The sequence below is a fragment of the Alkalicoccus daliensis genome (assembly GCF_900103955.1).
GTDB lineage: Bacteria > Bacillota > Bacilli > Bacillales > Salisediminibacteriaceae > Alkalicoccus > Alkalicoccus daliensis.
This window is the reverse complement of the sequence record NZ_FNIL01000004.1, coordinates 209811-231313: the sequence shown is the minus strand read 5'-3', so window position 1 is coordinate 231313 and position 21503 is coordinate 209811. Positions and strand designations below refer to the sequence as shown.

Below are 21503 nucleotides of genomic sequence, written 5' to 3'. Positions count from 1 at the left end.
CCCGGAAATGGAAACCGACACGGAAGGGGCACGTGAAGAAGCGCTCCGCAGAGCAATCAGCGGCGGCGCCAGGCCTGCAAAGCCGAACGGTATTGCGACTTCCTTTACGTTCGGCTGGCGCGCACTCCTGAAAATTAAGTATATTCCGGAACAGCTGATTGACGCGACAATCTTTCCGATCATGTTTTTATTGATGTTTACGTATCTTTTCGGCGGGGCGCTTGCGGGCTCCACCGGAGACTATCTGCAGTTCCTGCTTCCCGGGATTCTTGTGCAGACGATCGTCACGTTAACAATGTATACCGGAGTGGAGCTAAACAACGACATTACGAAAGGCATTTTCGACCGTTTCCGCTCGCTGCCAATCTGGCATCCTTCCGTTCTGGTCGGTGCGCTGATGGTCGATGGAGTCCGATATACGATGGCTTCCGCAATTATGATTATCCTCGGCCTGATTCTCGGGTTTCGTCCGGAAGGCGGCATCCTCGGCATGGTGGCCGCGGTCCTGCTGCTTCAGGTATTTGCGTTCAGTCTTTCCTGGATCTGGACCACGCTCGGCATGATTATGCGCTCTGAAAAATCTCTTATGGGAGTAAGCATGATGGTTATGTTTCCGCTCACGTTCATCAGCAACGTGTTCGTCGATCCGGAAACAATGCCGTCCTGGCTGCAGGGATTTGTGGAAATCAATCCTATCTCTCTTGTAGTAACCGCAGTCCGGGGACTGATGCATGGCACCGTGACATTTGCAGAGATCAGCTGGGTGCTCGTTGCGGCTGTCATTCTGACCGCAGTGTTTGCGCCGCTTACGATGTACTTATACCGCAATAAGAATTAAGCAGGCACTTTCTGCGCAAATATTTCTTTCAAAAAAACCGGCAGTCTTTGTTTAAAAGACTGCCGGTTTTTGTTTTTAAAGAGAGAAGACACTAAGAAATCTGTCTGGCGTCTGAAGTAACTACCTGGTAGGTACATCCCCGCTCCCTGGATAATTTTTTACAGAGTTCCGCTGCTTGTTTTTCATTCTGAAAAAGTAATGCGTCGTCTCCTTTGTTTGTCTGGACGATTTCCGTACTGCTTACAATTTCAGATACCCACATTTCATTCGTAATATTCTTAATTGCATATTGTCCCATCTTTTCTCAGCCTCCTTAAAATTTTTGCTGAAGCAATTATTGCTGTACTGCAGGAGAAAGCGGTGAAATAGGTTCTGTATGAGATAAAATTAGACAGCAGGTTCAATAAATTATGAGCAGCTGTTAAAAATGAAATAAGCGGAAGTTACGTAAAAAATGGGCAGAGGAATTTTTTGAGCGGAAAAATACTATTCGTTCAGCGCATGGAAATAACGAATACCAAGCGAGCAGCGCTATGGCGGGGAGTGACACAAAAAAAGCCGCAAAGAACCATGGTCCTCTGCAGCTTATCAATGAGCGCTAATGTCTCTTGATTGCCGACTGCTGATCGTTACTAGGAGTTGAAAATAGAAGACTTATATTCAGCACTATAGTCTGATACATCGTCTTAGTCCTGAAAGAATACCGTATTTTGTAATTAATCTAAATATTAGGGTATTATTGATAAAAGTTCAAGGTTCAAATGGCTCATAATAGGCAGGGAAAATAGAATTCATCTAGGAATAAATGCTGTGTCAGTACAGGCAGCACTTATTCATAGGTTTGCAGGTCTTCGATCGCCTGATATAACTGCTCCTCGTCAAGTGTCTCGAATCGGGTAAGATAGGCCAGCATTTCCGCAGTGTTCGCTGCTGGGGCTGCCGGGGTAGCTGGAAGGTTTTGATTTAAATAAGTCTGTTCAAAAGGAAGTCCTGATGCCCTTAAAATTGGCTGATCACATCTTTTATAAAAACTGAAGAACACAGAATTATTATAAAAATCTTTTGTTTGATAATAATAGTTGCCTGAATACCGTTCGGGAAATTGCATAATAATACCTCCTCAAAATGTAATTATTTTCCAATTATATTCAAAAAGCTGTAAAGGAGTATATTCCTTTACAGCTTATCAAGGAGCACTACAGTCTCTTGATTATCGACTGTGTAAAATATAAATCACAAAAAAATCAGGAAGAAAATTCAGATTTCGACGCTAATGTTTGAAATTGTAATTTTCCTGCCGTTCAACGTTCAAATCAGTCCCATGTCTTTAAGTAATATTTATAATACTGGTTTCGGGAAGGAAATACAAGAAAAGCGATGTGAAAGGGAACTTTTATAAAGTTAATTCCCTTTTGTAAGAAACTTAAACATTTACATTGATAAATAATTTTTATAAAAAAGTCCCTATTGGATATTCAAAATTTTAGTACAAATATTTTGAATATTCTTGTATTCGTCATGAGTTTATGGCATATTAAGACACATGGGAATGGTACATATTTCAAAAAAAGGAGAATTGATCAAATGCTGAGAAAATGGATTGTGAGTGTTATGAGTGTAGCCGTTGTAGGTTTTGGCGGAATGACAGCTGTTCATGCGGATCATGAGGAAGGTACCATTAACTGTGAATATTTCGAAGATGGAGAGCATGTATGGACTTTCTGGAATGAACACGGGTATAGTTCTGAATATGATCCTGAAGGTCTTGATAGAGACAATGACGGCTGGCCGTGTGAAGGAAAAACTGCCGGCATGGAACAGCAGTTTAAGGACTATGATGCTGAAGTTTTGGGAGAACAGGATCCAGACCCAGAACCAACCAACAATGACCCTGATAATAACGGGAACAACGAAACAGAGGAAAGCGGAAACAATAACAACGACAACAACCATAATGATAACAATTCCGATAACAACACGGCAGACGTAAATAATGAGAATAATGCAAATGAAGAAGCTGCGGCGGATGCAGATGAGGGAAATGAAATGCCTGCAACGTCTACAACGAATCCGACGTTTGTACTTTTTGGTGTAATTCTGGCAGGTATGGGTGCAGTCATGATGATGCGCCGCAGATCAGTAGAAGCGTAAGCTCATCATTATTTATGCCATTCCCGTGGTGTGAGGAAGGAGCCAGTCCATTGAGGGCTGGCTTTTTGCATGAAATTTTATGTGTTATTTCCCGGAAGAAAGGGGGATAGAACCATACAAACGAAAGTGAAGGTATCGAAGAAGGAGCGGAATGCAATGATTCACGGGAATGGGAAAATTACACTTCCAGGCAGGCGGGCAGCGATCATGGATCAGCTGCAGGATCCTGACGTATTAAAAGAGAGTATGATGGGATGCAGAAAGCTGACAGAATTGGAAAAAAACAAATATCAGGCAGAGCTTGAAATAGGAGTGCCTGGCGTAAAAGGAGTGTACGAAGCGGTACTTACTATTGAAGAAGGTGAGTACCCGAAGCGCTGCCAGATGCTTGTACAGGGAGAAGGTAAACCGGGCTCGGTGGAAGCAGCCGGGGAAATAAAACTTACTTCCCGTAAAAATGGAGAAACGCTGCTGCATTACAGCTACACCGCTTCTGTACAAGGAACTGTGGCTTCTTTAGGAAAGCCGGTATTAAACGGTGCAGCCAAAGTGATTATCAATGATTTTTTCAAGAAGGCGAAGAAGGAAATAGTAAAAGACCAGAAGGAGAATTCGAGCTAGGAAGAAGCTGGTTGAAAACCAGTTAGTTGACTTCCTTTCTGTCTAATGCTAAATTTATCTATATTAAAGACATTAAGAGTCTCTAATATCTTTTAATATAAGGAGGTCAAACATGAAGTATTCAAACGCGACTAATTATGCGCTGCACACGATGATACATTTAATGCTCCAGCGGGAGAGTACGGTGGGTGTGCAGGAGCTGGCCGAAATGCAGCATCTTTCCCCGACGTATCTTTCAAAAATATTAACGAAACTTACGAAAGCAGGGTTAATCGAGTCTACACCCGGAGCGAAAGGGGGTTATAAAATTTCCAGAACAAAAGATGAAATTTCTTTTCTCGACGTTATTCATGCAATTGAAGGAGATACGAACCTGTTCGACTGCTCGATTCATCATGAGGGCTGTTTAATTGAAAATGTGATGAGGCAGGCGGAAGAGAATATGAAGGAGGAACTAGCCTCCAAGCTGTTAATCGATATTGCGAAAGAGGCAGAAGCAAAACGGGAAACAGGAAAACTTTCATAAGAGGAGTGGAGAAAATGATATTGGACTGTGCTGTCATCGGCGGGGGACCGGCGGGATTAAATGCTGCTTTGGTACTTGGGAGATCTAGGCGGACAACGATACTGTTCGATGATAATAAACCAAGGAATGCGGTGACTTCCGAATCCCATGGATTTATTACAAGAGACGGAGTCCATCCGCAGGAGTTGAAAAGAATTGCCCAGGAAGAGATAGGAAAATATCCGGATGTCAGAATCGAGGCGCAGCGAGTGATCCGCATCCATAAGGAAAACAACGTGTTCCAGGTAGAGACAGCAGCAGGAGAAATGTACAGCGCGAAAAAAGTCATTCTTGCTACGGGGTTTAAAGAAAATCTCCCGGAGATTCCACGGGTAAAAGAGTTTTACGGAAAAAGCTTGTTCAGCTGTCCGTTCTGTGACGGCTGGGAATTAAGAGACCGGCCGCTTGCTGTAATCGCAGAGGATCAGAAAGCGATGCACATGGCGAAAATCGTCTCTAACTGGACAGACGATATAGTCGTTTTCACGAACGGCAGAGAAGTCCTTTCGACAGAAGAGAAACAGTTACTGGAGCACAAAGGAATCCGGGTGAATGAAAAGAAAATTGCTTCTCTTCTGGGAGAAAACGGCATGCTGGAGAAAGTGCTGCTGGAAGACGGTTCAGCTGTACTGCGTGCGGGTGGATTCATCGCTGCGGAATGGAAGCAGGCAGCTTCTTTTGACGAGACGCTTGGATATGAACTGAACGAGCAGGGCGGCATTGAAACAGACAGCTGGCAGCGCACAAAAATTGACGGGCTGTATGCCTGTGGAGATACGCGGATTGCAGGTCCGGCGCAGCTGGTAATCGCAGCAGGAGAGGGCAGTATGGCTGCGATCGCGGTAAATGCAGCTTTAATAGAAGAAACATTTGGACAGGAAGAGCAGCATGCATAAAAGCTGTTATTAAAAAGGAGGAATTTAAATGCACCATCCCCACGGGAAGCATAGTCATGGGAAAGTCTCGTACTTAGAAAGCTCCGAACGGAGAAAGGAATTTTCTCCCGCAAAGCTGCTGGATTTAATACCGATCAAAGAAACAGATAACATTTTAGATTTTGGGGCAGGCACCGGCTACTTTTCTATTCCTGCAGCAAAACGGACGGAGGGAAATGTCTATGCACTGGATATCGATGCTCCTATGCTGGAAATAATTAATGAAAAAGCCTCCAAAGAACATCTCGAAAATATTGTGTCGGTACATGGGAGGATGGAGGATCTTTTGTTACCCGATGCTTCTGTTGATGCAGTGATTGCTTCTCTCGTCCTGCATGAAATTCAGCCATTGGCACCGCTGCTCGCGCAGTTGAGAAAAGTATTAAAACAAGATGGGTATCTTGTCTGTCTGGAACTGGAACCTAAGCAGCATGACGGGAAAGCACCGAGAATTACCTCGGAAGGCATGGAAAAAGAATTGAAGGAAGCGGGTTTTCACGTGCTGGAAAAGCACCTTCCAACAGCTTCGTTATATGTGCTGGTGGCACAAAAAAAGAATAACAGGTGATTTTCAGTTTTAATTAAAGATATTATATGTCTATAAAGGTTGTATTTAATTTTCTGTAGAAGAATGGAAAATACTACAGGGGGAGCATGGGGATTTAAGCCAAGCTCCCTTTTTACATGCGTGGACACGTCGAACTGAGAGAGAAGCGAGGCAGTGATTAGTTTCATAGGCTGTTGCAGATAAAATAAAAGCAGCGAGTCTTGACGGATAAAAAATAATATAATATTATTTATTAAAATCTAGTTATTTAAAGGAGGAAGTTATCATGCTGAACGTTTTTAAGCTTGGTTATGTTGATTTTTATGCGAAGGATCTTTCTGCAATGAAATCGTACTACCAGGATATTGTAGGGTTTTCCCACATTCTTGACGAAGAAAATGGAAGCGCTTACTTTTCCAGTTCGACCGATCACCATAATATAATTCTTACTCCTTCGGAAAAGAGCGGCATTCGCAAATTTGGCTTTCAGTACGAATCTGCACATTCAACTGAAGAAATATTGGCACACCTTCAATCCCTGGACATCGATGCAAAGCGGCTGGAACATCCGGCGCCGGGCGTGGCGGAAGCTCTTACCTTTAAAGATCCGGAAGGCTATGTCGTAGAGCTGTATCCGCACATGGAGCAGGCAGAAAACAGGGGGTTTCAGACGAAAGGAATTGTACCAAATAAAGTAGGGCACTTATCCATCCGGGTGAAGGACGCGAAAAAACAGGTGGAATTTTATAAAAAGCTCGGCTTCTATAACACGGACTGGATCGAGGATTATTTTGGTTTCATGACGTGCAATGCGGATCATCACGTGCTGAACTTTTTTACATCTGAAAAAGAAGGAATGCATCATCTGGCTTTGGAAATGAGAGATTACAGCCACCTGATTCATACGCTCGATTTTTTACGGCTGAACGACGTCCATCTGGAGTGGGGCCCTTCCAGGCATGGCGCGGGACATAACATCGCCTGCTACCACAAGGATCCTGAAGGAAATCTGATTGAGCTGTTTACCGATGGGGATGTTTTCATTAAGGAGCTGGGTATATTTGAACCGCGTCCCTGGCACAAAGATTCCCCGCAGAAGCCGAAAGTATGGAGTACAGATGAATGTTTATCTTTATGGGGCGTGGATTTTGAAAAAGCACTCGTTTAGAAAAGCTGTCAGGTAATATTACGAAAGCAGCGGGAGACCATTTTTTCTTACTCGTAATAAGAGAAACATTGCATCCACGGCATTACCAGATGCTGTAAGTAAATAAACGGATACCCCACACGGCGGAACATAATTTTAAATCAGAAAATAGTAAAATCGCTTCTCCTTCTTCATGATATGCTAGAAAAATGAATGGAAATGCGGAGGAGGATACCTATGATACCTAGAAACTTAAGCGAACAGATGCTGCATGACCTCGGTGCACAGATTGTGCAGGGCACGCTGCAGCCGGGAGAACTGCTTCCAAAAGTAGAAACGTTGAGTGAAATGAAAAATGTAAGCCGTACCGTGATCCGAGAAGCGCTGAAAGGGCTGAGCGCGCGAAGGCTGATTGAAGCTTCCACAAGAAAAGGAACCGTCGTCCGTGAACGAAAGGACTGGCTCTGGTGGGATCCGGATGTAATTGCCTGGGCTTCCACGGCAGAAAAAAACCGGACATTTCTGTTGCAGCTTTCAGAAGTGCGCCTGGCCATTGAACCTGCTGCTGTAAGGCTTGCGGCAAAAAATGCGACAGAAAAAGATCTGCAGGAGATTAAGAAAAGATTTAAAGAGCTGGAAGCAGCCACGCAGGATGAGGATGCCTGGGTGGAAGCAGACTTTGCGTTTCACGACAGTATTCTGGAGGCCTCCCATAATGAATTGATGGTAAGTCTTGTGCAGACACTCTACAGTGGATTGGTGCAAAGCAGGCATACAACGATCAAAGTGTTGATGGAAGAGCAGAAAAAAGACCAGACGACGATGAATGAGGCACTGGAAATGCATAAATTTGTAATGGAGGCTATCTGCAGCGGAGATGAGGAAGCTGCTTATCAAAACATGTCCAATCTGCTGTACAGCGTCGTAGCCGTCATTGAAAAAAACAATAAGGAAAGCGGCTGACGGGAAGCATAATTGAAGAGGAACAGCTCTTCCGGCATTGGTCTTGTCTATCGGAAAAGCTTCCAGCTCTTATGCTGGGAGCACGCAGGAGCGCGGTGCCGGAAGCGAAGTTTTTCCTAATAAATACAATCGTAAGAGAGATATTGTAAACCAAAAAGTGCTGTTGTTAAAAACAGCGCCGTAAATTGACAGACTTTTCTATTAATAATATAATATTATTAATAGAAAGAAGCGGAAAGGAGAGGGTGATGGAGAAAATTAACTGGCTGTTTATTCATGGAGCAGGAGGTTCTGCTTCTACGTGGCGCTATCTGGAAAACGAATGGGACGAGCCGGCACAGTTCATTAATCTTGGCGGACGAAAAGAGGAGCCCGCCACTGACCAGCAGTCAGTAGAAGCACATGCAGCAAGCCTGAAACCTTTGCTGAAGCCGTCTTCCGTAGTCGTCGGACATTCCCTCGGCGGGCTGATTGCACTGGAACTTGCCCGGCAGAAAGAAGTGATCGGCGCAGTACTGATCGGCAGTCATTTTACATTGCCGGTACACGAAAAAGCATTGGCAAAGCTGGAAAAAGGTCAGTATCCGGAAGGGCTGCTGCTTGCATCCTTCGCAGCTGAAACACCGGAAGAACTCCGGGAAGAAGAACGAAAGTATATCTCGCAGGTGAAAAGCGAGCAGACATACCATGACTTTCTTATCTGCGATCAATATTCGAATGGAAAGAAAGCGCTTACAGAATTAAGCGTACCTATACTTTGCCTGTACGGATGTGAGGATAAGTTGATTCCTCCCGGTGCTGCTTCTGCGTTATTTTCCCATCACCCTGAAGTGAAGCAGACCTTTATTCCAGGGACAGGCCATTATCCGATGCTTGAAAAACCGGAAGCAGTCAGGGAAGAATTGCTGCAGTTTAAATCAGTACTTCAGAAACAAGGAGGATATAGTTTATGAAATTAGCAGCACTGATCGGAAGCGTGCGAAAAGACTCGTTTAATAGAAAAATTGCAGATTTTATCGGAGAGCGGTATCAGAGCGATTTTACATTAGAGAAGCTGGGTATTCAGGAGCTGCCTTACTTTGACCAGGATCAAGAAACGGATCCGCCGGAATCAGTCCGCACGTTTAAGCAGAAAGTGAAGGACGCAGATGCCATATTGATCGTTACTCCGGAATATAATCATTCAGTGCCGGGGATTTTAAAAAATGCGATCGACTGGGTTTCCAGAATCGATCTTGTGATGGCAGGGAAGCCGGTGTTGATGATCGGCGCGAGTCCGGGATTTCTGGGCACCGTCCGCTGCCAGCTTCACCTGAAGCAGATTTTGGCTGCGCCCGGAGTAAGTGCACTGGTGCTGCCTGGAAACGAAGTATTTATTGGAGAAGTGCATAAAAAAATGGACGATACAGGAAAAATAACGGACGAAGGCACAGTAGAGTTTTTAGACGGAGTCATGAAAAATTTCAAAACTTTTATCGAAAGCAAATAGACACTTATTTCAGAAAGGGAGTCTGCATTATGGGAATCAGTATCGTGCGTTTTCAGAAGGATGGAGAAAAATGGGGTGTACTGGAGGACGGCGTAATTTATGAACTTAAGCAGCAGTATGAGACACTCGCTCATTTCCTGAAAGAGGGAGTAAAGGAGGCGGAATCGCTTCAGAAAGAAGCCGCCGTCCAGCATCAGCAGCAGGAGGTGGAACTGTTAAGTCCGGTAACGGCCCCGGCGCAGATTGTCTGCCAGGGAGCGAACTATGCTGCACACCGGGAAGAGGGCGGTCTCGACGCAAAGCGTCCCCCTTTTAACATGATTTTTACAAAGGCAGCCAGTTCCCTCAGCGGACCAGGACAGGATATTGAAAGTCCGAAGAAAGTGAAGCTGCTCGACTACGAAATTGAGCTCGGGCTGGTCTTTAAAAAAGAATTAAATCAGCCGCTCGAGGATGGGTTTAAAGATCTTTCAGAATATATCGCAGGGTTTATTATTACAAATGATGTTTCTTCCCGGGACATTCAGTTTACGGAAAACCAGTGGTATAAAGGAAAAAGTTTCCGAACGTTCTGCCCGGCCGGCCCGGTATTGTATTTAATTGATCAGGAGGAAGCGGAAAAAGTACATGACCTGGAACTGACGTTGAAAGTAAACGGGGAAGTCCGGCAGCAGGCAAATACGACGCAGTTGTTGTATAAGCCGGAGGAAACACTTGTTGAGCTTTCCCGCATGATGAATTTTTATCCGGGAGATCTGCTGATGACCGGCACGCCTGGAGGGGTCGCACTCAAACTATCCCCGGAGGACATGAATCTGCTGTTGAATCCTTTTGAAAAGCTGGATAAAAAAGTGGAAACGTTAAATGAAAGCCAGGGGAAAAATGAGCACTACCTGAAAGAAGGGGACGTCATCACGAGCGAAATCAAAAGCCGGGACGGAACAATTGACCTCGGCCTGCAGGAAAACAAGGTTCGCTTCATCTGACAAGCCTGCAGAAAAGAGCCATGCAACAGCTTTTTCTGCATTGCTCATCGTCCTGCTTTTTTGCATACGCGGAACGGAGGAAAAATGATGAGAGTAATGATTAAAAGAGCACCCGACGGAAAAATCACACTGCAGGAAGGGGCAAAAATTGCGGTCGTAACCATCAGCAGGCCGGCAGCGAGAAACGCCCTGACTTCCAACATGTGGCGGGAGTTAAAAGCAATCGGCGAGGAACTGCAGCGGAATAAGAAGACAAGAGCCGTTGTCGTTCGCGGCGTACCGGGAAGCTTTACTGCCGGATTTGATATTAAGGAATTCTGCGGCATGTCAGTGTCTGAAGCAAATCAATCGTTTCAGCTAATGGAAGAGACGATCCGGACGTTTGAAAACATTCCTGTTCCGGTGATCGGAGCGGTAGACGGGCCTGCATACGGGGCAGGCTTGATTTTTTCGCTGGCATTCGACCTGAGAGTAGGGACGGAAAATGCGAAAATGGGTATTCCTGTAGCGGGACTCGGGATAAACCTGGGACCGGAGTTTATTCACCGGCTGAAAAGAATTATCGGTCCTGCACGTGTCTCGGAACTGGTAATGCTCGGAGAAATTTACGATGCAGAGAAATCACTGCAGACAGGTCTGTTAAATAAAGTAATGGAGCGGGAGGCCTTTGATTCCCGTGTGCTCGCCATAGCTGAAAAAATAACGAGACTTGCGCCAAGCTCTCTTGCTTCTGCGAAAAAAGCTATCCAGACACCGCTGGAAGAAGAGGTGCCGGAAATGAAATACGCAGATGAAACGTATTTTTTGGAAGGGTGCTTATCTTTTGTGGAAAAACGGGCACCGCGCTTTTTATAAATAGTGAGGGAGGAGGAACTATTGAAAATATACGGCCTTCACGGAAAAAGCGGGACGGGAAAAAGTCATAAAGCGACAGAGGTGCTTAGTTTTTGCGGTGCAGAGGCAATGATCGACGACGGTATTGTAATAGTGGATGGCAAAAGAGTGGCCGGGAGATCCGCGAAAAATGAAAATGGACTGATTACAGCGATTAAGCGCGCCACCTTTTTTTCCGACTCTCACAGAGAGGAAGTGCAGATATATTTACGTTCGCAGCAAATTGCCTCCCTGCTCATTCTCGGGACGTCCAAGCGGATGATCAGCCAAATTACAGCACGGCTGGAGCTGGAAGAAACGATCGAATGGATCCCGATTGAAGAATTTCAGTCTCCAGTGGAATTAAAGAAAGCGCGGGACCAGCGCAATAAAAATTATCACGTCATTCCAATCGCACCGGTCGATGTAGCGCGGACCTTTATCGGAAGCTGGTTCCGTAAACTAATAATTCCTTTCCGAAAAGGCAATACAGAAGTGCTTATGGTACGACCGGTTTATGCAGGAAAGAACCGCATTATTATTTCTCCGCAGTGTGTAAAAGATATTCTGCTGATCATGCAGCCGGAAGGTATCTCTCTTCAGGCGGTAAAAGTTGAATTTGAAATGGTGCACGTAAAGCTTTCCACTTATCAGAGTTTTTCAGCACACGACCTGTTTCAATGGCAGGAACGTGTGGTCCGTAATCTAAGAAATCAGCTCGGCATGCAGTATACGCTGAATATTCAATGGAATGCAGTATTGCAGACGGAAAAGAAAAGCAGAGAAAAATAGGAAGGGGAATGCAAAATGGAAAGAAAGCTTTTTAAAAATGGAATAGTCCTTACAATGGATGAAAAGCTGGGTGACTTTAAAAAAGCGGATGTACTGGTGGAGGGCTCGAAGATTGTAGAGGTGGGACCGTCTATTGCGGCGGAGGACTGTGAAGTAATCGATGCAGAGGGAATGATTGTCATGCCGGGTCTCGTGGACAGTCACCGGCACGCCTGGGAGTCTGTGATTCGAAATGTTGGGGCAGACTGGTCGCTGCAAAAGTACTTAGGAAGTATTTATTACGGAAATATCGGTTCGAAACGACGGCCGGAGGATGATTATATCGGAAATCTGCTCGGTTCGCTGGAAGCATTGGAGTCCGGAGTTACCACAATGCTCGACTGGTCGATGGTTATTTCCAGAGATCATACAGAGGAAATGATCCGGGGCTTGAAGGAGTCCGGTATCCGCGGTGTGTTTGCCCACGGCTGTCCGGGAGACGGAGAATACTGGGACCGGGGGAGCACACTTGACTGTATCGATGAATCAAAATACATTAAGCAAAAGTATTTCTCTTCCAATGACCAGCTGTTAACGATGGGTCTGGCCATCCGGGGGCCTGAATTCTGCTCGTGGGAAACGGCGGTAAAAGAAATTCAGACAGCAAGAGAGCTGAACAGCGTCTGCACGATGCATCTTGGCTTCGGCACCTGGGGAAAAGTGGACAGGTCCATTGAAAAGCTGAATAAAGCAGGACTGCTCGGGAAAGATTTAAACTTTGCGCATGCGACAGGGGTAAGCCCCGAAGAAATAAAAATGCTTGCAGAGCAAGGCGGCTCTGTTTCTGTCACGCCGGAGATTGAAATGATGATGGGGCACGGCTACCCGGCAACAGGACTGTGCCTGGAAAATGGATTAATGCCTGCGCTCGGTGTAGATGTAGTAACTTCCACCGGCGGGGATATGTTTGCGCAGATGAAGTTTACGCTGCAGGCAGAACGTTCCCGCATTAATGAGCAGCTGCTTGCAGAAGATGTCATGCCCGGGCCGCCGCTGAACCTCCACGCGAAAGAAGTATTGAAAATGGCAACAATGGCAGACGCGGAAGCATTGCTGCTGGATGATAAAGTCGGCAGCTTAACTCCCGGCAAGGAAGCGGATATTATTATGCTGCGCACCACGGACCTGAACATGTTCCCGGTCAATGATCCAATTGGCGCTGTCGTGCAGTGTGCGCACACGGGAAATGTGGATTCCGTCTTTGTTGGAGGAAAAGCAGTGAAACGGCACGGACAAATGCTTCACATTGATAAAAAGCGCATTCATACGCTTGCAGTAGAAGCACGCAACTCGATTTTTGAAGCCTATGGGAATCCGGATGAGCTCTGGCTTGTGTAAAGCAGTACTGACAGGAAAGGAACGTGCCAATCTACCGGCACGTTCTTTTTCAGAATGTTTATAAATTAATAATTTTCATGTAGGAGGTCTCCTCCGCTTTCCGACTGATCTTCTGCTTTTTTCTATACCTAGAGACATTGGAAAGGGTATTATTACTTCCGGAATAATAGTCATATGAATTCAATAAATCAAGCAAGCATTTGTAAGTGGAAGTGAAATTCTTCCCCGAAAATAGTTAAAAGCATAGGGTTTAGACAAGGAAAAAATCCGAAGGAGTGTGAATTTTGAAAGCGGGAAGCTGCTATTTGATCATGTTGGCAAAAGGCTTGAACGTCAAATGTCGTCAGATTGATTCTGGCTGGAGGTTAAGCGGTGAAGATAGAAAACAATAAAAGCCTTCCTGACAGAAGGAAGGCTAAAAGATTTTAAGTTCATGTTGATGCAAAATGAAGATAACCGCTGAGGGAATGTTACAGCAAGGTGTATATCGTACCGTAAAATTCTGCAGTGTTTTTAACAGCAAAGGTGGTGGAGCGGTTGCCTACAGGCTCCTGCAGCAGCATGAGCTGATTCATCTTTATCTGGAGTTCCCCATGGCGCAGGATGAAAGTAATCAAATGGAAATGATCAGGCTTCCAGACTCGGGGAAAGGGTACTGTTCTGTGTCCGTTTGCTGAGGAAAAAGTACATTGCTGCTGCACTGCATCCAGTATTGCGGTAACCTCTAATTCTTTAAAAGTGATTACTAAATCCTCTTTCCACTGCACCGTAGTTTCAAACAGAAAGTTTTCCGCCTGGGAAGAAAAGGGGTCTGCAGAAAACGATGTTTTGGACCGCAGATCCACATCAGGAGCAGGGGGGCTCCATAATATATCTTTCCTCGGTTCCTCTAAACGCAGCTCGGATCCTTCCCACCATAATTTTCCGATTCGGACTCTCCGTTCTCTTACCTGTTCTTCCGGCTCATAGCCGTGATAAACGGCATAGTCGTCCCAGCCGTTCGGAGCTTTCGTCACTACGTGATGGCCAGGGCCTAAACAGGCAGCGTTTGTCTGCAGGATAGGCCTGCCGCTCTCAAATTTTTCCCATTGTTTGTTGTAACCATCTATATGGTGCGGGGTGCCGGAGGTTGCGTAGTACACACCGTAAGTATCATCTCCAAAAAAACCTGCACTGTACATCTGGTAATACAGGTTATTCCGCTTCAGCACAAACGGACCTTCATTCCAAAAGAATGATCCCTCTTTGTTTCCTTCAAAGGAATACTCCGGTTTAACGACGAGTGCAGGTTCTCCTGCAAGTGTTTCCGGGTCCCTCATTTTATCAACGACATTTCCGGTACCAATGACGCCGTCCGGACCTCTCGTATGTTCATTGCGTACATTGTAAAACATATACATCTGGCCGTCATCATCTGTAAAGGGGTGTGCATCAATAGACCATTCCGGAGTTAACGGTTCCTCTGCCAGTATAAATGGTCCCAGTGGATCCTTGCTTTTGGCTACTCCTATATGCCTTTCTTCATCGTCTGCCGTTCCATTTTCCCCTCTTTTTGCACCTGTTACATACATATAAAAAGTACCATTCTCATAGAACACTTCCGGTGCCCATAAATCCAGCTGCGCCCAGTGGTCTGTTTCTGAGGAAGCCAGGAGGGCTTTTCCTTCCAGCTTCCAGTCTGTAAGGTTTATTGAAGTATACACCGGCACATGATCAGGGCCGGTATGATATAAATAATATACTCCCTTATAACGAATGACTGCAGGATCCCCATGATCTACCCCGGGGATGGAGATCACTGGATTTTGAAAACTCATACTTTTTCCTCCTCAGTTTCAAAACGAGTCTGCTTTCCTCCTTCGTTAATTGCTCTGATCGTTTCCAGCGGAATTTTTGGTTTTCTGTCATACGTAAGCAGACCGTTTATTTCCTGTTCCACATCCGTAAGCTGGGTGTAGCAGAAGCCCTGCACGAGCGGTGACTCAAGCATCGCGGAGATTACTGCTTCATAACGGTCGGCAAATTCTTCATCTGTTGTAGCTCCGGAGTACCCCCAGCCTTCCCAGCTGCTTTTCTGGTAAGCGATGCCGCCGAATTCAGTCACTTGAATCGGCTCCTTACGGTACGTGTAGCCTGGCGCATAAAGCTGCTTATGTCCTGGAAGGCTCTGCAGAATATTTTCCAGCCTGCTGTAGCGGTTTAATAAAACGTCTTTAGAAGCTTCATAATCATGAATTGTAAGCATATCTGAAATTGTGTGCTCCCAGCCGTCATTCGAGAACGCAAGTCTCGTATCATCGAGTGATTTTGTCAGGTGATACATGGCCAGCGTGTGCTGCCGCTGTTTTTCTTCCGACAGCAGGTTCGGAACGCCCCAGCTTTCGTTGATCGGCATCCAGGCAACGATAGAAGGATGACTGTAATCGCGCTCAATTACTTCCTGCCATTCTGCGGTCATTCTTCTTACTGCATTCTCAGAATACATATAGGCATTTGCCATTTCCCCCCACACAAGAAGTCCTTTTTTGTCCGCCCAGTACAGATACCGCGGATCTTCTACCTTTTGATGTTTCCGGACTCCGTTAAAGCCCATTTCCTTGGTGAGTTCAATATCTTTAAGAATAGCTTCTTCCGAAGGGGGAGTTAACAGGCTCTCCGGAAAATAGCCTTGGTCGAGCACGAGTTTCATGTAATAAGGTTTATTGTTTAACATCACTACGCCGTTTTCCACACTGACCTTTCTCATGCCGAAGTAGCTTGTAATACGGTCAATCTCCTGTCCGCTGCGCTGCAACTTTATTACTGCATCATACAGATTTGGTGATTCGGGACTCCAGAGTCTGCCGGCATTATGCACGTTAAAGTCTCCAAGCTTTATCTTTCGGTGCACTTCAGAACCGCTTATCCGGATAATATCGTCTGCAACTGTTTCTCCTGCAAACTGAATGCAGACCTGTACTTCATCTCCTGGCTGCGCATGTGCTGCGTGTATATCAACCGCAACTTCATCCTGATCGATATCCGGCGTAAAGCGAATCTTCTTAAGATAAGTTTCTGCCACTGCTTCCAGCCAGACTGTCTGCCAGATTCCTGTCGTCCTCGTATAAAAAATCCCTTCTGATTTTTCTTTCCAGTACTGCTTGCCGCGGGGCTGTGTTAAGTCATGAGTAGGATCTTCTGCGCGGACGGTAATATAATTATTTTCCGGCTGCAGATAATTCGTAATATCAAAGTGAAAAGGGACATGGCCGCCTTCATGAAAACCTGCATAGTGGCCGTTTACCCAGACCCAGGCGCGGTAATCCACCGCCCCAAAGTGAAGCAATTTCTGTTTATTGTCCCATCCGGAAGGTATTTCAAATTCTCTCTGATACCAGACAACATCGTGAAAATCTGTTTCTTCAATTCCGCTTTTCTTCGTCTGATAAGTAAATGGTACTTCAATTTTTCGATCTAGTGTCCCTGTAGAATGAAACCACTGCTCCTGTACTCCTTTATTTTCATCATCATAACTGAAATCCCACGTTCCGTTTAATGAAATCCAGCTCTCTCTGTAAAATTGTGGCCGGGGATATTCTTGTCTGTTTGCCATTGCCAACACCCTTTCTGCATCATTTGTTAGTTTTCCTGTGTAACAGGGCCTTCCTGTACACCCTCTCCCGGGGTGCCATTTTCCATCACGGGCCAGCCGTCTTCCCAATGTATCGGATCTATCATCAGCGGTCTTCTTGTTGCGCCGCTTCCTATCCATGGGTTGTCCCGGTCAATGGCGTGATATACAATCCAGTCTTCGCCGGCCTCGTCTGTAATAATTGCGTTATGGCCAGGGCCGACAAACTGGCTGCCCTCACTTAAAAGCAGTGTGCCGCTGCTCTGCAGAAGATCTACTCCCTGCTGATCAAGGTAAGGACCCTCCAGGCTGTCTGCTTTTCCTGCTGCCACCCGGTATTCACTGAACTGGCCTTCGCAGCAGGAGCCTTTCGAACCAAAAAAGATATATTCGCCTTCCCGCTTTAAAATATAAGGAGCTTCAAAATCAGTACCGGCAATCTGGAATTTTTCTCCTTGATAATCAAGGCCATCTTCGGTAAGTTCAATGCCCCAGATTCCATGCCAGCTTCCCCAGAAAAGGTAGGGAACACCATCATCGACAAACAGCTGGGGATCAATTGAATTTGGTACATCTATTTCCAGGCTGTCAAACAGTTTCCCCTGATCTTCAAATGGGCCCTCTGGAGCATCTGCGGTTGCCACCCCTATGGCAGGATTGCTGTCCCCCCACGTGGAAACCGAATAATACAAATAGTACTGGTCGTTATAGTAAGCAATATCCGGTGCCCAGATACCCCCGTCCTCTTTCCAGTCCGGGCTGTTTTCAAATGCTTCATCTACGTATTCCCAGTCCACCAGATTGGAGGATCTGACAATAGGAACAAGTCTGCTGCCTTCTCCGTCCCCCCAGTCATCCTCTGTGCCGTAAGCATAATAAAATCCATCTTCCCCCTGAATGATGGAGGGGTCAGCCAGTACAGGTTCAAACACTGGATTCTCATATTCAGTGCTGCTGGAAGCGGCCTCTTGATTTGAAAACAGCATATATCCTCCTGCTCCTGAAATAAGTAAAAGAAGGCAGGCACCTGAAACAAGCATCGGTTTATTCAATCTGCTCATAAAAGACTCCTTTCCTTGCCTGTTTATAAATTAAATTTATTTACTATATCATAGCAGAGGAATTTTTTTATGAAAAGGCTTTCTTTTGAATTTTCATGATAAATACTGTTTTATCAAGGTTAAAAGGTGGATTTTATAATAAAACATTAATGTTGAAATTAATTTAATCGAAATAATTTTCAAAAAAGTTATTGAGTTTTTAAAATGTATGCGTTATCATTTTGGCAGATAGTAAATTAATTTTATATACCGATTGCAACACAGATGTAACAGTTCATCTTTTCTATAAAAATTTAAGGGGGATTTATGTATGAAAAAGCTAACTGCATTATCGGCCGTCACTTTAGGATCACTTTTGTTATTTACAGCATGCCAGGAACCAGAACAGCCGGAAGGAGAAGGAGATAATAGCACAGAAGCAGCAGAGAATGAGGAAGCAGCAGAAGGAAATGGGGAAGAATCTACTGAAGATACCCCGGGAGACGTGGATGTTGACGCTGCAGAAATCGTGCTGGATTTCTGGAACGGCTTTACAGGTCCGGATGGAGAAGATATCAATAATATTATTGCAGATTTTAACGAAATGCATGAAGGAGAAATTGCTGTCCGCACGCAGACGATGCCCTGGGAGAACTTCTATGATCAATTCCGTACGGTGGTAGCGAATGATGAAGCGCCGGACATTGCGATTATGCATTTGGATTCTATCGCAGGGTACGCACAGAATGATACATTAACTCCGCTCGATGACCTGGTCGATGATATTGGGTTTGAAGATGATGACTTTATTGAGGAAGTGTGGCAGGCCGGGGAATTTGAAGGCAGCCGTTACGGAATTCCATTGGATGTACATCCGCTGGGTCTTTTCTATAACATTGATCTGCTGGAAGAGGCAGGCTACAGTGAGCCTCCGGAAACATATGATGAGCTGGTGGAGATGTCCTTGGCAGTACAGGAAGAAACAGATGCCTATGGAATCGCGATGCCTGTTTTCTGGCCGAGTAACATGATTTTCTATACTTCACTGATGTCGCATGGCGGAGAAACGGTGAGTGAAGACGGACTGACGGCGCTTTATAATTCTCCGGAGGGAGAAGAAGCACTGCAGAAAATGGTCGATCTTGTATATGAGCATGAAGTATCTCCTGCAGATGTACAGGCGGATGGAGAAGTAACGCTTTTCCGTCAGGGTAACAGCGCATTTCATATTAATGGAATCTGGATGATTGCCGGGTTTGAAGACCAGGAAGGCTTAAACTTTGGTTCTGCCCCTGTGCCGAATTTCGGAGATGAAGAAGGAGTATGGGCGGGATCACACAATTTCGTACTGCCAAAGCAGGAAGAGGAAGATCCTGAACGACAGGAAGCTGCAATGGAATTTATTGAGTTTGTAACGGAAAACGGTGTGGACTGGGCAAAGGCCGGCCAGGTGCCCGCTTCCTATTCTGTACTGGAAAGTGAAGAGTTCCAGGAGCTGGAGCATCAGTACAATATCTCCCAGCAGGAATTTATTTTCCCTCCAACTTCCCCTTACTATGATGATACATGGGGTCCAACTGGTCCTGCGGTAGATGAAGCAATGCTGCAGCAGATGACACCGGATGAAGCACTGGAGAGAGCTGCGCGTGAAGGAGAAGCCAACGCGGAACAGGCTGCTTCTGAGCACAGTGACTGATAGAAAAGAAGGGGGAGCAGTGCTCCTCTCTTTTCTTTTTTCACAGCTCGAAAATAAATGAGTATAGAAATCCTTGAGCCGACAGCTCAGCAAGGAGAGTAATTGTATGGAATCCGTAAATGAAACGCGACCAAGAAAATCAAAAAGCTGGAAAGAAAAATTAACACCGCTTCTGTTTATCGGACCGCACCTGTTTTTCTTTCTTATCTTTCTCGCCTATCCAACTATATACGGGCTTGTTATCAGTTTTCATAACTGGAATTTTTTCGGTGATATGTCTTTTGCCGGGCTGGAAAATTACGCAAATATTCTTTGGGTAACAGACAGTTTGTATTTTGAATATTTCTGGACTGCCTTTAGAGCTACTTTTATTTTCGTTATTTTATCAGTACCGCCGTTAATTATCATACCTTTACTTATTGCGGTGGCGATTAATGCGAAACCACCGGGACAGAATTTCTTCCGGGCCCTGTTTTATGCGCCGAGTCTGCTTTCGGTAGTTACTGTCGTCTTAATCTGGATCTGGCTGCTGGATACAAATGCCGGTCTCGTAAACTATTATATCGGGACGCTTGGACTCGATGCGATTCCCTGGCTGACACGGACACCATGGGTTTGGATTTCTTTAGTACTTATGACAATCTGGTGGACGATCGGCACGAATATGATTCTGTTTCTTGCCGGACTCGGAGAAATTTCCGATCAGCTATATGAAGCCGCGAAAATTGACGGAGCAAATAAAATTCAGCAGTTCTTCCACGTAACGCTGCCTGGATTAAAAGGACCGATGGCGTTCGTGCTCGTTATGACAACACTTGCTTCTTTCAATGTTATGGCACAGCCGCAGCTTGCGACAGGCGGCGGGCCGGGGTATGAAACACGCGTATTAATTTTATATATTTATGAAGTCGGATTTACCGGCGGAAATCCGAGAGCAGGTCTTGCCGCGGCAATGTCCGTAGTGCTCGGAATGATCCTTCTTTGTATCAGCTTAGTTCAGTTTAAGCTCATGTCGAGAGAGAAATAGGGAGGTGCTGTCATGAAAAATGAAGATAAAATGTCCAAAAGAATAAGTCTTATCTTTTTATGTGTTATGGCGCTTTTCTGGATCCTTCCTCTCTTATGGGTGATCTCTACTTCCCTGAAACCGGAGAGCCAGGCAATTTCCTGGCCGATCAGATGGATCCCGGAAACGCTGACATTTCAAAATTACGTAGATGTATTTATGAGAGATGATGTGCCGGTACTGCGCTGGTTCTGGAACAGCTTTTTTGTAGCTACAGTGCATACAATGCTCATGCTTCTGGTGAATTCCATGTCGGCCTATGCTTTCTCCAGGCTTCACTTCCGGGGGAGAGATGTGCTTTTCTGGTCTTTAATGGGTACGATGATGATTCCGCCGGTAATGAATCTGGTACCGCTGTATGGGCTCATCAGTAATCTGGGCTGGGTAAACAATTACGCAGCACTTATCTTTCCAGGGCTTGCCAGCGTATTCGGTATCTTCCTGCTGCGGCAGTTTTTTATCGGAATTCCGGTAGAGCTGGAGGAGGCTGCACGAATTGACGGCGCTTCCGCTTTCTTTATTTACTGGAGGATTATTCTTCCGCTGGCAAAGCCTGCGCTTGTAGTGCTTGCATTATTTACGTTTATGGCAAACTGGAACGATTATCTGTGGCCGTTAATCGTTACTTCAAGTACCGAAATGCGTACATTGCCGGTAGGCCTTGCGATAATGCAGGGCACATTCAATATTCAGTTTGCGAAATTAATGGCTGCAACGGTATTATCTGCGATTCCGGTGATTATTCTTTTCGTCTTCGCACAAAAGTTTATCGTTAAAGGCATCGCAATGACAGGAATCAAAGGATAG

Annotated in this window: 22 protein-coding genes; 17 read left to right on the top strand and 5 right to left on the bottom strand. The window is 45.4% G+C overall.

Translation table 11 applies throughout. The features are described from left to right. Positions 1 to 7 precede the first annotated feature (7 nt). Entirely contained in the window at positions 8 to 838 is an 831-nt protein-coding gene (locus BLP92_RS09090) for an ABC transporter permease (RefSeq protein ID WP_090842729.1), read from the top strand. A 91-nt stretch (positions 839 to 929) separates the two neighbouring features. Here the strand turns inward: BLP92_RS09090 and BLP92_RS09085 are convergent, their stop codons facing one another. Together BLP92_RS09085 and BLP92_RS09080 are read right to left on the bottom strand one after the other, a co-directional pair. After that, positions 930 to 1136, bottom strand: a complete 207-nt coding sequence (locus BLP92_RS09085; protein ID WP_090842633.1) for a hypothetical protein — start codon at positions 1134 to 1136, stop codon at positions 930 to 932. Positions 1137 to 1667: 531 nt separating this feature from the next. Next, positions 1668 to 1946 (bottom strand): hypothetical protein, encoded by a 279-nt coding sequence (locus BLP92_RS09080; RefSeq protein ID WP_090842632.1) that lies wholly within the window; start codon positions 1944 to 1946, stop codon positions 1668 to 1670. 476 nt (positions 1947 to 2422) lie between these two features. On the opposite strand from BLP92_RS09080, the gene BLP92_RS09075 reads away from it, so the two are divergent. The 13 genes from BLP92_RS09075 (at position 2423) to BLP92_RS09015 (ending at position 13284) form a co-directional block, all read left to right on the top strand. Continuing rightward, entirely contained in the window at positions 2423 to 2989 is a 567-nt protein-coding gene (locus BLP92_RS09075; RefSeq protein ID WP_090842631.1) for an excalibur calcium-binding domain-containing protein, read from the top strand. 156 nt (positions 2990 to 3145) lie between these two features. Then, complete coding sequence (locus BLP92_RS09070; protein ID WP_175444238.1) at positions 3146 to 3610, top strand: SRPBCC family protein; 465 nt, start codon at positions 3146 to 3148, stop codon at positions 3608 to 3610. A gap of 112 nt (positions 3611 to 3722) precedes the next feature. After that, entirely contained in the window at positions 3723 to 4136 is a 414-nt protein-coding gene (locus tag BLP92_RS09065) for an Rrf2 family transcriptional regulator (protein ID WP_090842629.1), read from the top strand. Between the two features lie 14 nt (positions 4137 to 4150). After that, complete coding sequence (locus BLP92_RS09060) at positions 4151 to 5071, top strand: NAD(P)/FAD-dependent oxidoreductase (protein ID WP_090842628.1); 921 nt, start codon at positions 4151 to 4153, stop codon at positions 5069 to 5071. A 28-nt stretch (positions 5072 to 5099) separates the two neighbouring features. Then, positions 5100 to 5678 (top strand): class I SAM-dependent methyltransferase, encoded by a 579-nt coding sequence (locus tag BLP92_RS09055; protein WP_090842627.1) that lies wholly within the window; start codon positions 5100 to 5102, stop codon positions 5676 to 5678. 265 nt (positions 5679 to 5943) lie between these two features. Further along, a complete protein-coding gene (locus BLP92_RS09050; RefSeq protein ID WP_090842626.1) occupies positions 5944 to 6825 on the top strand; it encodes a VOC family protein in 882 nt (293 codons plus the stop codon). 216 nt (positions 6826 to 7041) lie between these two features. Then, positions 7042 to 7767, top strand: a complete 726-nt coding sequence (locus BLP92_RS09045) for a FadR/GntR family transcriptional regulator (RefSeq protein WP_175444237.1) — start codon at positions 7042 to 7044, stop codon at positions 7765 to 7767. A 248-nt stretch (positions 7768 to 8015) separates the two neighbouring features. Then, a complete protein-coding gene (locus tag BLP92_RS09040; protein ID WP_090842624.1) occupies positions 8016 to 8720 on the top strand; it encodes an alpha/beta fold hydrolase in 705 nt (234 codons plus the stop codon). After that, positions 8717 to 9256, top strand: coding sequence for an NADPH-dependent FMN reductase (locus BLP92_RS09035; protein WP_090842623.1), 540 nt, complete (start codon positions 8717 to 8719; stop codon positions 9254 to 9256). The genes BLP92_RS09040 and BLP92_RS09035 overlap by 4 nt, the downstream gene beginning before the upstream one ends. Positions 9257 to 9285: 29 nt before the next feature. Further along, positions 9286 to 10242 carry a fumarylacetoacetate hydrolase family protein gene (locus BLP92_RS09030; RefSeq protein WP_090842622.1) on the top strand — a complete coding sequence of 319 codons (957 nt, stop codon included), beginning with the start codon at positions 9286 to 9288 and terminating at the stop codon, positions 10240 to 10242. 87 nt (positions 10243 to 10329) lie between these two features. Continuing rightward, positions 10330 to 11097 (top strand): enoyl-CoA hydratase/isomerase family protein, encoded by a 768-nt coding sequence (locus tag BLP92_RS09025; protein ID WP_175444236.1) that lies wholly within the window; start codon positions 10330 to 10332, stop codon positions 11095 to 11097. Between the two features lie 21 nt (positions 11098 to 11118). Beyond that, the gene (locus BLP92_RS09020) at positions 11119 to 11907 is read left to right on the top strand and encodes a P-loop NTPase family protein (protein WP_090842620.1); all 789 of its coding nucleotides are present in this window, start codon (positions 11119 to 11121) and stop codon (positions 11905 to 11907) included. Between the two features lie 15 nt (positions 11908 to 11922). Continuing rightward, a complete protein-coding gene (locus BLP92_RS09015) occupies positions 11923 to 13284 on the top strand; it encodes an amidohydrolase family protein (protein WP_090842619.1) in 1362 nt (453 codons plus the stop codon). Between the two features lie 470 nt (positions 13285 to 13754). Here the strand turns inward: BLP92_RS09015 and BLP92_RS09010 are convergent, their stop codons facing one another. From BLP92_RS09010 to BLP92_RS09000, 3 genes are read right to left on the bottom strand one after another with little or no spacing between them, the layout of a single operon-like run. After that, positions 13755 to 15101 (bottom strand): glycoside hydrolase family 43 protein, encoded by a 1347-nt coding sequence (locus BLP92_RS09010; RefSeq protein WP_090842618.1) that lies wholly within the window; start codon positions 15099 to 15101, stop codon positions 13755 to 13757. Further along, entirely contained in the window at positions 15098 to 16876 is a 1779-nt protein-coding gene (locus BLP92_RS09005; RefSeq protein WP_090842617.1) for a glycoside hydrolase family 2 protein, read from the bottom strand. The genes BLP92_RS09010 and BLP92_RS09005 overlap by 4 nt, the downstream gene beginning before the upstream one ends. A gap of 26 nt (positions 16877 to 16902) precedes the next feature. After that, complete coding sequence (locus tag BLP92_RS09000; protein ID WP_244516747.1) at positions 16903 to 17955, bottom strand: family 43 glycosylhydrolase; 1053 nt, start codon at positions 17953 to 17955, stop codon at positions 16903 to 16905. 310 nt (positions 17956 to 18265) lie between these two features. Here BLP92_RS09000 and BLP92_RS08995 point away from each other — a divergent pair, with 310 nt between their 5' ends. From BLP92_RS08995 to BLP92_RS08985, 3 genes are all read left to right on the top strand, one after another. Further along, positions 18266 to 19630, top strand: coding sequence for an ABC transporter substrate-binding protein (locus BLP92_RS08995; protein ID WP_090842616.1), 1365 nt, complete (start codon positions 18266 to 18268; stop codon positions 19628 to 19630). 106 nt (positions 19631 to 19736) lie between these two features. After that, entirely contained in the window at positions 19737 to 20657 is a 921-nt protein-coding gene (locus BLP92_RS08990) for a carbohydrate ABC transporter permease (protein ID WP_090842615.1), read from the top strand. A gap of 12 nt (positions 20658 to 20669) precedes the next feature. Beyond that, positions 20670 to 21503 carry a carbohydrate ABC transporter permease gene (locus BLP92_RS08985; RefSeq protein WP_090842614.1) on the top strand — a complete coding sequence of 278 codons (834 nt, stop codon included), beginning with the start codon at positions 20670 to 20672 and terminating at the stop codon, positions 21501 to 21503.